A 13,336-nucleotide genomic window follows, 5' to 3' on the forward strand; every position below is an offset into this window, starting at 1 on the left:
ATCTCCTTGTATTCTATTCAGCGCTGAAATCGACTACGCAAGATAATCCTACGTTAAAACCAGGCCACAAATAACCAGTTAATTCTGGGAATTACATCATGACGACGTCAAATTGCTCTTGACTGTATAACGGCTCAATCTGGACCTTGACCTGTTTGCCGACGAAAATTTCGACCTCGGCCAGCGCATGGGACTCTTCGCCCTTCAAGGCGTCACCGACGGCAACGGAGGCGTAAACCAGGAACCGGTCCGCATCATAGGCGTGATGCACGCGCACAATCTCACGCAGGATTTCGTAGCATACCGTTTCAACGGTTTTAACCGTTCCACGGCCGTGACAAGTTGGACAATCGCTGCAGAGAACATGTTCCACGCTTTCACGGGTTCTTTTACGCGTCATCTCGACCAGACCTAGCGCGGAGAAGCCGTGAATGCCGGTTTTCACGCGGTCCTTCGACAGCGCCTGCTCCAGCGAGTGCAGCACGCGACGGCGGTGGTCCTCATTAGACATATCGATGAAGTCAATGATGATGATGCCACCGAGATTGCGCAGCCGCAGCTGGCGGGCAATCGCCTGCGTCGCTTCGGTGTTGGTATTGAAGATAGTCTCTTCGAGATTGCGATGCCCCACGAACGCACCGGTGTTGATATCAATGGTGGTCATGGCTTCGGTCTGATCGATTATCAGATAGCCACCCGACTTCAGCTCCACCTTACGCTCCAGCGCACGCTGGATTTCGTTTTCGACGTCATAGAGGTCGAAGATAGGCTGCTTGCCGCTGTAGTGCTCAAGCTTGTCGGTCAGCTCCGGCATGTATTCGCTGGTGAACTCGAGCAGCAGCTCGTAGGTCAGACGGGAGTCAACGCGGATGCGGTGCAGCTCCTGGCCGGCGAAGTCTCGCAGCACGCGGTGCGCCAGCGCAAGCTCACCGTAGAGCTTGCACTTGGTCACGTTGCGGCGTTTGCGCTCCATCACCTTGGTCCACAGGCGTTTCAGATAGGCGGCGTCCTGCGCCAGCTCTTCTGCCCGCACGCCTTCGGCAGCGGTACGAATGATATAGCCGCCCTGCTCGTCGCAGTGGGCAGAAACAATTTTCTTGAGGCGGTCGCGCTCGGCTTCACTCTCGATGCGCTGTGAGACACCCACGTGCGATGCACCTGGCATAAAGACCAGATAACGGGAAGGCAGGGTAATGTCGGTGGTCAGACGTGCGCCCTTGGTCCCGAGCGGATCTTTCACGACCTGCACCATCAGATCCTGGCCCTGATGAACCAGTTCGACGATGTCGCGTACGTTGAAGTTTTTCTGTTCTTCGCGCGCCACACACTCGGTGTGCGGCATGATGTCCGAGGCGTGCAGGAAAGCGGCTTTTTCGAGACCAATATCAACAAAAGCCGCCTGCATTCCGGGCAGGACACGGCTCACGCGACCTTTGTAAATATTCCCTGCAATACCGCGTTTTGCCTCTCGTTCTACGTGGATCTCTTGCAAGATGCCACCGTCGATGTATGCCACCCGAGTTTCCGATGGGGTAACATTGACCAGTAATTCAGCCGTCATGCTTTCTCCTAAGAACGCGTAGTGCAACAAAATTACTGTACAGCTCTTGGGTCTCGACCAGAGGGAGTCCCACTACTGCATAGTAACTGCCGCGGATCTCACGGACGAAACATCCGCCCTTTCCTTGAATACCGTATGCCCCCGCTTTATCCATGGGCTCACCGCTGGAAATATAGTGCTCTATATCCTCAGATGATAGCGTTCTGAAAGTGACATCGGTCACAACCAACGCACTCAGGTGTTGTTGGGTATCGGCGAGAGCTATAGCGGTCATTACCTGATGTTGACGTCCTGACAACGCCGCCAGCATCTCAGCAGCCTGCTGAATATCGGCAGGTTTTTCCAAAACACATCCATCAAGTACCACAATAGTGTCTGCGCCCAATACCGGCAAGTCCTGAGGGGCAACGGCCACGCCTGCACGCGCCTTATCCAGCGCCAGACGTTGTACGTAGTCGGCGGGAGCTTCGTCAGGGTGGCGCTGTTCGGCCACGTCGGTCATTAAACGTTCGAAGGGCAGCTCCAGCATCGTTAACAATTCACGACGACGCGGCGAACCCGATGCGAGATAAAGTAAAGTCATAATGCCCTTATTGTACGGCAAATTGACGGCGGATTTTACGCATCAGCAAGAACAGCCAAGGCCAGAGCACGCCATCAACCACGCTGCTCCAGAAAATCTGCGGTCGGAAAGTCACGTTGACCACCAGGAACTCGGCCCAGAAGACAATCACGTTCACCGCCATCGATAACAGCATGACAATCAGCGCCTGTTGCCAGAGCGCCATGTTACGGAACAGCTGAAATTTGAACGCCACCAGATACGCGGTGATAGCTAACGCCAGAGCGCGCACACCCAGCGTTGAACCGAGAACCAGGTCCATCACGAAGCCCACCAGGAAACCGGTGCCGACGTTAACCCGATGCGGGAGCGCCATCACCCAATAAATCAGGATAAGCATCAACCAGGAAGGTCGGAACATGTAGATTTGGTCGGGCCATGGCATGACCTGCAATAACATGGCTATCACAAAGGATAGCCAAATTATCCAGCGTCCGTGGCTGCGGTAGCCGTTCATCGTCTGCTACCTGAGGTTGTGGCTGGCGTGGTTGCGGTTCCGGTCGCAGGAGCAGGCACCGGTGCCGGTGGCCCCATTTCGTTCGGCGGCGGCAGAACCTGCGGCATCATCTGCATCAGTCGTTCGGTTGCGATACGGTGAACTTCATCCGGTGACATTGGCTTGTCGCCGTTAGGATCAGCCCCCCACAGCAGCAGCAGATAGCGCAGGCGCTGAAGACCGGCAGTTGGACGTGCCTGAATTACGGTGTAGGCGCGCTGGTTGTCGACCTTGACGGAAGAGACCACGGCCACCGGATAACCTTCAGGGAAGCGACCGCCCAGACCAGACGTCACCAGCACATCGCCCACCCGGATGTCGGTATTGGCGGGCAGGTGTTCAAGCTGGAGGTCATCGGTACAGCCACTGCCAGCAGCAATGACGCGGATATCGTTACGCAGCACCTGAATAGGGATAGCGTGCGAGGCATCGCAAATCAGCAATACGCGGCTGGTCACGGCCGCAACGGCGATAACCTGTCCCACCACGCCTTTGTCGCTGATAACCGGCTGCCCAACGTAAACGCCGCTGTTGCTGCCTTTATCAATGACAATCTGGTCGCTGTAAGGGTCATTGCTGGTAGAGAGAACCTGCGTCACCATTTTATGCTCGTCCTGACGCAGCGGGGACCCCAGCAGTTCGCGAAGACGGGCGTTCTCCTGCTTGAATTGTCCCAGCAGCAGCAAATCACTGTTTTTCAGCAGCAGTTCCTGACGCAGGGCGCGGTTTTCCAGCTCGAGCTGTTGGCGTGACGCGAAAGTCTGAGAGACGTTATCCAGGAATTCTCTTGGCGCATTGGACAAGAAATAGAAAGGGCTGACGGCAGTATCCATATAGGTGCGGATCTGTACGAACGTACCTATCTTACTGTCGGCAAAAATTAGGACGATGGCCGTAAGAATAGCCAAAAAAAGTCGCAACTGCAGAGACGGACCTCTGCTAAAAATAGGCTTCATAAAATATGCGAGTTCCTCGGCAACGGGAAAATTCAGCCGATCTGTGCGAAACATTACCCTAACAGGAATGGTAGCAGGTATAAAAAGGGGACAGCCCTGTTCCGCGGCAGGCTAGTTTTCACTATACCCGACGTACCTGAAGCCGCAAGGCGTCAACGCGCTCGGCGGCTTCAAATACTTGTGGGCATACACTACTCTTCAGTCGCGTATTCTTTAGCAGTCTTACTCTTCGCTAAAGAGATCGCCACCGTGCATGTCGATCATTTCCAGCGCTTTACCTCCGCCGCGAGCCACACAGGTCAGCGGGTCTTCTGCCACTACCACCGGAATACCGGTTTCTTCCATCAGCAGGCGATCGAGGTTACGCAGCAATGCGCCACCGCCGGTCAGTACCATACCTCGCTCGGAGATGTCGGACGCCAGCTCTGGTGGACACTGTTCAAGAGCAACCATCACAGCGCTCACGATACCGGTCAATGGTTCCTGCAGGGCTTCCAGAATTTCGTTGGAATTCAGGGTGAAACCGCGTGGAACGCCTTCAGCCAGGTTACGACCGCGCACTTCGATTTCGTGCACTTCATCGCCCGGATAAGCAGAACCAATACCGTGTTTAATACGTTCTGCGGTGGCTTCACCAATCAGTGAACCGTAGTTACGACGCACATAATTAATGATGGCTTCGTCGAAACGGTCACCACCGATACGGACGGACGAGGAGTAAACCACGCCGTTCAGAGAAATAACGGCTACTTCGGTCGTACCCCCCCCGATATCAACCACCATCGAGCCGGTTGCTTCGGAAACTGGCAGGCCTGCACCGATTGCAGCAGCCATTGGCTCTTCAATCAGGAAGACTTCACGTGCGCCTGCACCTTGGGCAGATTCACGGATTGCGCGACGCTCAACCTGGGTCGCACCGACCGGTACACAAACTAACACGCGCGGGCTTGGGCGCATGAAGCTGTTGCTGTGAACCTGTTTGATAAAGTGTTGCAGCATTTTTTCGGTCACGAAGAAGTCGGCGATAACGCCGTCTTTCATAGGACGAATAGCTGCAATGTTGCCTGGCGTACGTCCAAGCATCTGTTTTGCATCATGGCCCACGGCCGCAACGCTTTTAGGTGAACCAGCACGATCCTGACGAATAGCCACAACTGATGGCTCATTCAACACGATGCCTTGTCCTTTTACATAAATGAGGGTATTGGCAGTACCCAGGTCGATGGACAGGTCGTTGGAAAACATGCCGCGAAATTTCTTAAACATAACGAAAGGATAATCCTGCAAGCTGGGGGCGGAAAATAAAATCCGCCTACTTTACCAACCACGCGAAGCAGCGACAAGGCGCAAAAACGTTCTGCTTCCGTGAAAATTGTCAGCGACGTTCGCCACTTAACCTGGTGATTAAATACACTGCGGAGGAAACCTGAATCATTGACTCAGCTTAACTCACTCAGGCACCCGTCGAGTCGCGGACATCGCACATAAATTCTTACACTTTACCTGGCTTTAGTCAGCGCATACGGTAGAAATTACGCGCTGAAACAGGCTGCCCTAATGTGCAAATGGCAGGGCTGCGCCATTCTACGTTAAATTTTCCCGTTGGGATCAGATTAAACCCCGTGGTTGTGTGAATATTTTTTACCAACAGGGTCAACAATCTGCGGCGTGGCAAAAAAATCTCCCTGACCACCGTGAATTCCGTTTTCCAACAGGACGAGCCACTCGTCAATTGTGCGAACACCCGAGGCGTAGACCTTGGCCTGCGTGCCTTTACAGGCGCTCAGCAAACTTTGCACAAACAGCTGATTTTCAACCCGCTTATCGATATCGCGTACCAATCCGGGGTGAAGTTTTACCCTTTCAATCGGGAAAGACTTCAGATAAGACGTACTGACGACGGTCAGTCCAGCCTGAGAAACGGCCAGTCTGCACCCCAACCCCATTAACAATCGGAGTGCGGGACGAAGACGGTCGATATGTTGACAGAGATCGGCCTCTGCAAGTTCAATAAGAATTCGATTTCTCTGCTTTTTTTCGCGCTGGAGCAAAACATCACGCAGCCAGCGGACAAACGAGCGTTGCAATAATGAATCAACGGTCAGGTGAAATGCCAGCGTCTCGTCCGGCCATTGGGCCAGTAACGGAATAATCTGACTGACCATTCTTCTGTCGAAACTTTGCGCCATGCCAAACTGGGTAACCAACGGGATAAACTCGGCCGCCAGCAGCTCGCGGGTGCCGTCAAAGATGCGCCGCTGAACCTCACGGTGATCGAGCACGCCCGCCTTGTTCATGGCCGGTTTCTGATAAAGACGTGGGCCGCCGCGCGCCAGCGTCTCTTCGAGCAGCGTACGCCATCTCACGCTGCCCCGCCCCTGTTCCGGCACGCTGCTGTCGTAGACCGACCAACTGTTGCTGCCCTTGAACGCCGCGTGGCGAGTGGCCTGCTCGGCGTAGTCCATCACCTGGTCCAGATTCTGGCCGAAGCGATAGGCACTGATACCTATATAGAAGAGCGCATCGCGGTCAATAATAGATGAGGAAGGAATCACCCCGGCCGCGTTGACCAACTGAGCCGCCATCACCTCGGCGTCTTTCAGCGTACTGTGCGGCAGCAGAACCGCGAAATCGCTGTGGTAGTAGCGCGCCAGAAGCGCAGACGGATAGCGCATCACAAAGGTTGACAACAGATTCACCACCGACGACATCAGGTCTTTCACCGGCCCCTGCCCGTGGTTATCGCGCAGCGTATCGAAGTCCGGCAGGCGGATGAGCATAATAATGCCGTAGGCGCCGTCCTCTTCCAGCTCGGTGGTCAACTGGTTATCAAAGAACAGGCGGTTGCTGAGCCCGGTTTTTGCATCTTGCTGCGCATAGGCGCGAATCAGGGTATCAACCCGGCTGCGCTGTTCACGCGCTTCGCCGAGGTCGACCAACAGCTTGTCAATCGCCGCGCTTGTCTTCGCCGGCCATTCGTTCACGTCGCCCATCGGCAGATTGTCGCGCTGACCGCGCAGAATACGCGTCGCCCTATCCTCTAACCGCTCGAGGCCTCGGGTCTGCAAACGCAGCCAACGGAAGCTGGCGAGCGTGGCAACGATGATGAGCAAAATCGAGAAGCTAATATAGAGCGTGGTACGCAGTGAACGCGCATAGCTGCTCACCGGATCGAGGTAGACCACCTTGAGACTGAGATCCGGATGCTGTACCAGTGGGATGCGCTGGGTGATAAAGTCGGGAAAATGGCTGGCCCAGGCGTTGCCGTAGTCAGGAGAGTTATCGTGGCGGTAAACGATTCCGTGCCCAGCAACAACCTCAAGGCTGCTAATATCTAACTGGTTCATCGCCAACGGCAGCCAGGTCTTCAACGAAGACGGCGGGTTTTCCAGCAGGCTTTGATCGACTGAGGTAGACAGCGCCCGCAGATGCTGCTCGGCGCTCTGTTTATTCAGATAGACAAAGCTGAAGGTCACGCCCACCAGCATCAAAAAGATGGTGAGCGCGACCAGCATAGAAATCATCGCATATAATCTGGTAGTAAATCGCATCCATGTGCCTTACTCAGTTTATGTGGTGTATCGTGGTTAAACAGATGTGGAATAAATCGGTTTAGCGAAAAGTCCTGATTCACGACAGGCGTATATAAATAGCATAGTAAGGTGTTATGCCGTCAATTCAGAATTCTTATGTATGAATATCACTACCTTTATAAAAGAACTATAACCTCCCAATGCCGTTCAAGACGAAGGGTCATTTCCCCCGGAGCATGTCATGAGCCATAAAAAAGTATTAACCGAAGCAGACGTCACGCCGGAAAGCATCTTCTACGATCGCCGCAAGGTGTTGCAGGCGCTGGGGCTTGGTGCCGCATCGCTGGCTTTCCCGGGTACCTCGCAGGCCGATCTGCTTTCTTGGTTCAAGGGCAACGATCGCCCGCAAGCGCCTGCCGGGAAACCGCTGGATTTCACCAAACCCGCGATGTATCAGGCCAATCTGCCGTTAACGCCGGAGGACAAGGTTTCTGGCTACAACAATTTTTACGAATTTGGCCTCGATAAGGCCGATCCTGCCGCCAACGCCGGGCAACTGCCGACGTCACCGTGGAAGGTCACCATTGACGGCGAGGTCGGTAAACCGATGACGCTGGATATGGACGACATCCTCAAGCGTTTCCCGCTGGAGCAGCGAATTTACCGCATGCGCTGCGTCGAGGCATGGTCGATGGTCGTGCCGTGGGTCGGTTTTCCGCTCAGCGCACTGCTGAAACTGGTCGAACCGACCAGCGATGCGCGCTACGTGGCGTTTACAACCTTATATGACCCTGAACATATGCCGGGGCAAAAAGACCGCTTTATCGGCGGCGGCCTGAACTATCCGTACGTTGAAGGACTGCGTCTCGACGAAGCGATGAATCCGCTGGCGCTGCTGTCGGTCGGGGTTTACGGCAAAACCATGCCGCCGCAGAACGGTGCGCCGATTCGCCTCACCATTCCGTGGAAATACGGCTTTAAAGGCATCAAGTCGATCGTGCACATTCGCCTGGTGAAGGAGCAGCCGCCGACCACCTGGAACCAGATTGCCGCCGACGAATACGGCTTCTATGCCAACGTGAACCCGCACGTGGACCATCCTCGCTGGTCGCAGGCGACAGAACGCTTTATCGGTTCCGGCGGCTTGCTTGACGTACAGCGCCAACCGACCCTGCTGTATAACGGCTATGAAAAAGAGGTCGGCCACCTGTATCACGGTTTAGACCTGCGGAAAAACTATTGATATGAAGATCCCTCGCCTTTCATTAAAGCAAATTACGTGGTTGAAGGTTTTAATCCATTTAGCGGCATTTTTGCCGCTTTTGTGGATTATCTTGTCTATCAATCAGGGATGGTTCAGCGCCGATCCGGCAAAAGACATCCAGCATTTTACCGGCAGAATGGCGCTAAAATTGCTGTTGGCGTCTTTGCTGGTGACTCCGCTTGCACGTTACGCCAAACAGCCGCTGCTGATTCGCGTTCGTCGCCTGCTCGGCCTGTGGTGCTTCGCCTGGGCAACGATTCATCTGCTCAGTTACTCGTTTTTGGAGTTGGGGATCCACAATTTGGGGCTGCTCGGCAGCGAGCTGATTTCGCGTCCCTATCTCACGCTGGGGATTATTAGCTGGATAATTTTGCTGTTTCTGGCGGCAACGTCTACGCTTTGGTCACAGCGTAAGCTCGGGAAAAAATGGCAGATTTTGCATAACGGTATCTATCTGGTGCTGATTTTGGCCCCGATTCACTATTTATGGTCGGTAAAGACATTTTCGCCACAACCGTTCATTTACGCGCTATTTGCAGCGATCTTGCTGCTTCTTCGCTACAAGAAGTTTCGGCAGTGGTTGCGCTGAGCCCCCACAAATCGCCCCTTTCGCCCGGTTTCGCCCTCCTTTCTGTAACCCTCAGTTTCAAACTGAGGGTTGATCATCTTCGCTGATAAGACCAGTATTTAGCTGCGAATTGCCACGATATGATTATAATGCGCACTTTCCTAAGAAAAGTCTGGGTTGATTTGTGATGAAATAGGTGACAAATTGAGTTCGGCAAGGTATTTTCTTCGACCTCGTACTAATCGCAGGAGATAGGCTCACAATGGCGCATAAGTTTGACATTTTGCTACTCAACGGTCCCAACCTCAATTTGCTGGGAACGCGTGAGCCTGAAACCTATGGAAGTACCACGCTTGACGATATCGTTAAAGGTTTGGAACAGCAGGCTGTCGCATCAGACGTTGCGTTAAGCCATCTGCAGTCTAACGCAGAGCACCTCCTGATTGAGAGAATCCATCAGGCACGGGGAAACACCGATTTTATTTTGATCAATCCCGCAGCCTTTACCCATACCAGCGTGGCGCTTCGTGACGCACTGTTGGCGGTGCAAATCCCGTTTATCGAGATTCACCTGTCTAACGTTCATGCCCGCGAAGCATTCAGACACCATTCATATCTTTCAGATATCGCGGTGGGCGTTATCTGCGGACTTGGCGCAGATGGCTACCATTTTGCTTTACAGGCAGCGGTTAACCGCTTGTCAAAATCCAATTAATTACTTGCATAAGAGTACGGAATCACACCCATGGATATTCGTAAAATCAAAAAACTGATCGAACTGGTTGAAGAATCAGGCATTTCTGAACTGGAAATCTCTGAAGGCGAAGAATCAGTACGCATCAGCCGCGCAGCACCTGCACAAGCTTACCCAATGATGCAACAGGCTTACGCTATGCCTGCTCCACAGCAGCCAGCACTGGCTACCGCTGTTGCCGCTGCGGCACCGGCTGAAGCCGCTGCACCTGCTGCAATCAGTGGCCACATCGTTCGTTCTCCAATGGTAGGTACCTTCTACCGTACCCCAAGCCCAGACGCTAAAGCGTTTGTGGAAGTTGGCCAGAAGGTTAACGCAGGCGACACCCTGTGCATCGTTGAAGCAATGAAAATGATGAACCAAATCGAAGCTGACAAATCTGGCGTGGTTAAAGCCATCCTGGTAGAAAGCGGCCAACCGGTTGAGTTCGACGAGCCGCTGGTCGTCATCGAATAACGAGGCGCACCATGGATAAAATTGTAATCGCTAACCGCGGCGAGATTGCTCTGCGTATTTTGCGTGCCTGTAAAGAACTGGGTATCAAAACCGTTGCCGTGCACTCGACCGCCGACCGCGACCTGAAACACGTGCTGCTGGCAGACGAAACCGTCTGTATCGGTCCTGCACCTTCGGTCAAAAGCTACCTGAATATTCCGGCGATCATCTCTGCTGCTGAAATTACTGGCGCAGTGGCTATCCACCCGGGATACGGCTTCCTGTCCGAAAACGCTGACTTCGCTGAGCAAGTTGAGCGTTCCGGCTTTATCTTCATCGGCCCGAGAGCCGAAACTATTCGCCTGATGGGTGACAAAGTTTCTGCAATCAACGCGATGAAAAAAGCAGGCGTACCTTGCGTACCTGGCTCCGACGGTCCGTTGACCGATGACATGGATAAGAACCGCGCTTTCGGTAAGCGCATCGGTTATCCGGTTATCATCAAAGCGTCCGGCGGCGGCGGCGGTCGCGGTATGCGCGTTGTTCGCGCAGAAAAAGACCTGGAACAGTCCATCAACATGACGCGTGCTGAAGCCAAAGCGGCTTTCAACAACGACATGGTTTACATGGAAAAATACCTGGAAAACCCACGCCATATCGAAATTCAGGTATTGGCTGACGGTCAGGGCAACGCCATCTATCTGGCTGAACGTGACTGCTCAATGCAGCGTCGTCACCAGAAAGTCGTTGAAGAAGCGCCAGCACCAGGCATCACTGCCGAAATGCGTCGCTACATCGGCGAACGTTGTTCTAAAGCCTGCGTAGACATCGGCTATCGCGGCGCGGGTACTTTCGAGTTCCTGTATGAAAACGGCGAGTTCTATTTCATCGAAATGAACACCCGTATTCAGGTTGAGCATCCGGTTACCGAGATGATTACCGGCGTTGACTTGATCAAAGAGCAGCTGCGCATCGCCGCTGGCCAACCTTTGTCAATCAAGCAGGACGAAGTGCGTATTCAGGGGCACGCGGTTGAATGTCGTATCAACGCCGAAGACCCGAATACCTTCCTGCCGAGCCCGGGCAAAATCACCCGCTTCCATGCGCCTGGTGGTTTCGGGGTTCGCTGGGAGTCTCATATCTACGCGGGCTACACTGTGCCTCCGTACTATGACTCCATGATCGGTAAGCTTATCACTTACGGTGAAAATCGCGATGTGGCGATTGCCCGTATGAAAAATGCTCTGGCTGAGCTGATTATCGATGGCATCAAAACCAACGTTGATCTGCAACTGCGCATCATGAACGACGAGAACTTCCAGAACGGTGGCACCAACATCCACTACCTGGAGAAGAAACTCGGACTTCAGGACTAATAAGTCCTTGTAATGCAAGAGCTTACAATAAGGCCGGATATTCCGGCCTTTTTTCGTTTTTGAGGATTGCGCGTGGATAAACGCTTTTTACAGGCTAACCGCGAGGCACGCTGGGCTTTTGGCCTGACGATAGCCTACATGCTGGCCTGGGCGCTGGCCGCCTATCTGCCGAACGATGCCCAGGGGATAACCGGCCTTCCCCACTGGTTTGAAATGTCCTGCCTGCTGATCCCGCTTATCTTTGTGCTGCTGAGCTGGCTGATGGTGCGCGTCATCTATCGTGATATCCCGCTGGAGGACCCGCATGCAGACTGAAGTCCTGCTCCCGCTTATCGCCTATCTGCTGGTGGTGTTTGGCCTGTCGGTTTTTGCCTACACCCGCCGTCAGCAGGGCAGCTTTTTGACCGAGTATTTCCTTGGTAACCGTTCGATGGGCGGCTTTGTACTGGCCATGACCCTTACTGCGACCTACATCAGCGCCAGCTCGTTTATCGGCGGGCCGGGTGCAGCCTATAAATACGGGTTGGGCTGGGTGCTGCTGGCGATGATTCAACTGCCTGCGATGTGGCTGTCGCTTGGCGTATTGGGCAAGAAATTTGCGATTCTGGCGCGCCGTTACAATGCGGTCACTCTTAACGACATGCTTTACGCTCGCTATCAGAGCCGCCTGCTGGTGTGGTTTGCCAGCCTGAGTCTGCTGGTCGCCTTTTTGGGGGCGATGACCGTGCAGTTTGTGGGCGGCGCGCGCCTGCTCGAGACGGTTGCAGGCATTCCCTACGACAGCGGCCTGCTGATTTTTGGCGTCACTATCGCGCTCTACACCTCGTTTGGAGGATTTCGTGCCAGCGTTTTAAACGATGCAATGCAGGGGCTGGTCATGCTACTGGGCACCGTCCTGCTGCTGGTCGCGGTGATTCATGCGGCGGGCGGCTTGCACGGCGCCGTGGACAAGCTGCGGCACATCGATCCCAACCTGGTGTCGGTGCACGGCGCAGACAATGTCCTTTCGCTGCCGTTTATGACCTCGTTCTGGATTTTGGTCTGCTTCGGAGTCATTGGTCTGCCGCACACGGCGGTACGCTGCATTTCTTATCGCGACAGCAAGGCGGTGCATCGGGGTATCGTGCTTGGCACGCTGGTAGTGGCCATCCTGATGTTCGGCATGCATCTTTCCGGCGCGTTGGGTCGGGCTATCCTGCCCGATCTCAAGGTGCCGGATCAGGTCATCCCCACGCTGATGATCACCGTGCTGCCGCCGTTTGCCGCCGGAATCTTCCTGGCTGCGCCAATGGCCGCCATTATGTCGACGATAAACGCGCAGCTGCTACAGTCTTCGGCTACCATCGTTAAAGATCTCTATCTCGGCGTGCGTCCTGCCCAATTGCGCAACGAACGTATGCTGAAACGCTTTTCGAGTCTGGCGACGCTGGTGATTGGGCTGCTGGTGGTACTGACCGCCTGGCATCCTCCGCAGATGATAATCTGGCTCAACCTACTGGCCTTCGGCGGCCTTGAGGCCGTGTTCCTGTGGCCACTGGTGCTCGGACTCTACTGGGAGCACGCTAACGCAACGGGCGCACTGTGTTCGATGATCGTCGGCGCAGTTTGTTATACCCTATTGGCCACTATCGATCTGCATATTGCAGGTTTGCACCCGATTGTTCCGTCACTGCTGCTCAGCCTGCTGGCTTTTTGCATCGGCAACAAAATGGGTGAGCAACGCCGCGAAAACGCACTGACGTCTTCCTGAGACGCCAGACAAAACACCTTG

At 54.2% G+C, this 13,336-nt stretch carries 13 protein-coding genes; 7 read left to right on the forward strand and 6 right to left on the reverse strand.

The window, feature by feature from the left end; translation table 11 throughout:
• Window positions 1-91: 91 nt before the first annotated feature.
• The 6 genes from rng to csrD form a co-directional block, all read right to left on the reverse strand.
• On the reverse strand, window positions 92-1,561 hold the full coding sequence (gene rng, locus O1V65_RS16765; RefSeq protein WP_017490727.1) for a ribonuclease G: 1,470 nt from the start codon (window positions 1,559-1,561) through the stop codon (window positions 92-94).
• On the reverse strand, window positions 1,551-2,144 hold the full coding sequence (locus tag O1V65_RS16770) for a Maf family protein (protein WP_026110373.1): 594 nt from the start codon (window positions 2,142-2,144) through the stop codon (window positions 1,551-1,553). Before O1V65_RS16770 ends, rng begins: the two co-directional genes overlap by 11 nt.
• 7 nt (window positions 2,145-2,151) lie before the next feature.
• Window positions 2,152-2,640 (reverse strand): rod shape-determining protein MreD, encoded by a 489-nt coding sequence (mreD, locus tag O1V65_RS16775; protein ID WP_017490729.1) that lies wholly within the window; start codon window positions 2,638-2,640, stop codon window positions 2,152-2,154.
• A complete protein-coding gene (mreC, locus tag O1V65_RS16780) occupies window positions 2,637-3,635 on the reverse strand; it encodes a rod shape-determining protein MreC (protein ID WP_017490730.1) in 999 nt (332 codons plus the stop codon). Before mreC ends, mreD begins: the two co-directional genes overlap by 4 nt.
• Before the next feature lie 222 nt (window positions 3,636-3,857).
• Window positions 3,858-4,901, reverse strand: coding sequence for a rod shape-determining protein MreB (gene mreB / locus O1V65_RS16785; RefSeq protein ID WP_007891976.1), 1,044 nt, complete (start codon window positions 4,899-4,901; stop codon window positions 3,858-3,860).
• A gap of 347 nt (window positions 4,902-5,248) precedes the next feature.
• A complete protein-coding gene (gene csrD, locus O1V65_RS16790; protein WP_017490731.1) occupies window positions 5,249-7,186 on the reverse strand; it encodes an RNase E specificity factor CsrD in 1,938 nt (645 codons plus the stop codon).
• A gap of 223 nt (window positions 7,187-7,409) precedes the next feature.
• On the opposite strand from csrD, the gene msrP reads away from it, so the two are divergent.
• From msrP to panF, 7 genes are all read left to right on the forward strand, one after another.
• Complete coding sequence (gene msrP, locus O1V65_RS16795; protein ID WP_017490732.1) at window positions 7,410-8,411, forward strand: protein-methionine-sulfoxide reductase catalytic subunit MsrP; 1,002 nt, start codon at window positions 7,410-7,412, stop codon at window positions 8,409-8,411.
• 1 nt (window position 8,412) lies between these two features.
• Entirely contained in the window at window positions 8,413-9,021 is a 609-nt protein-coding gene (msrQ, locus tag O1V65_RS16800) for a protein-methionine-sulfoxide reductase heme-binding subunit MsrQ (protein ID WP_139802757.1), read from the forward strand.
• A gap of 241 nt (window positions 9,022-9,262) precedes the next feature.
• The gene (gene aroQ, locus O1V65_RS16805) at window positions 9,263-9,715 is read left to right on the forward strand and encodes a type II 3-dehydroquinate dehydratase (RefSeq protein ID WP_017490734.1); all 453 of its coding nucleotides are present in this window, start codon (window positions 9,263-9,265) and stop codon (window positions 9,713-9,715) included.
• A 30-nt stretch (window positions 9,716-9,745) separates the two neighbouring features.
• On the forward strand, window positions 9,746-10,210 hold the full coding sequence (gene accB, locus O1V65_RS16810) for an acetyl-CoA carboxylase biotin carboxyl carrier protein (protein WP_017490735.1): 465 nt from the start codon (window positions 9,746-9,748) through the stop codon (window positions 10,208-10,210).
• An 11-nt stretch (window positions 10,211-10,221) separates the two neighbouring features.
• Window positions 10,222-11,565, forward strand: a complete 1,344-nt coding sequence (gene accC, locus O1V65_RS16815) for an acetyl-CoA carboxylase biotin carboxylase subunit (RefSeq protein WP_017490736.1) — start codon at window positions 10,222-10,224, stop codon at window positions 11,563-11,565.
• Between the two features lie 72 nt (window positions 11,566-11,637).
• Window positions 11,638-11,880, forward strand: a complete 243-nt coding sequence (locus O1V65_RS16820; protein ID WP_017490737.1) for a YhdT family protein — start codon at window positions 11,638-11,640, stop codon at window positions 11,878-11,880.
• Entirely contained in the window at window positions 11,870-13,315 is a 1,446-nt protein-coding gene (panF, locus tag O1V65_RS16825; RefSeq protein WP_269129893.1) for a sodium/pantothenate symporter, read from the forward strand. Before O1V65_RS16820 ends, panF begins: the two co-directional genes overlap by 11 nt.
• Window positions 13,316-13,336 lie beyond the last annotated feature (21 nt).

This window comes from Rouxiella badensis (assembly GCF_026967515.2).
In the GTDB taxonomy this organism is placed as follows: domain Bacteria; phylum Pseudomonadota; class Gammaproteobacteria; order Enterobacterales; family Enterobacteriaceae; genus Rouxiella; species Rouxiella badensis.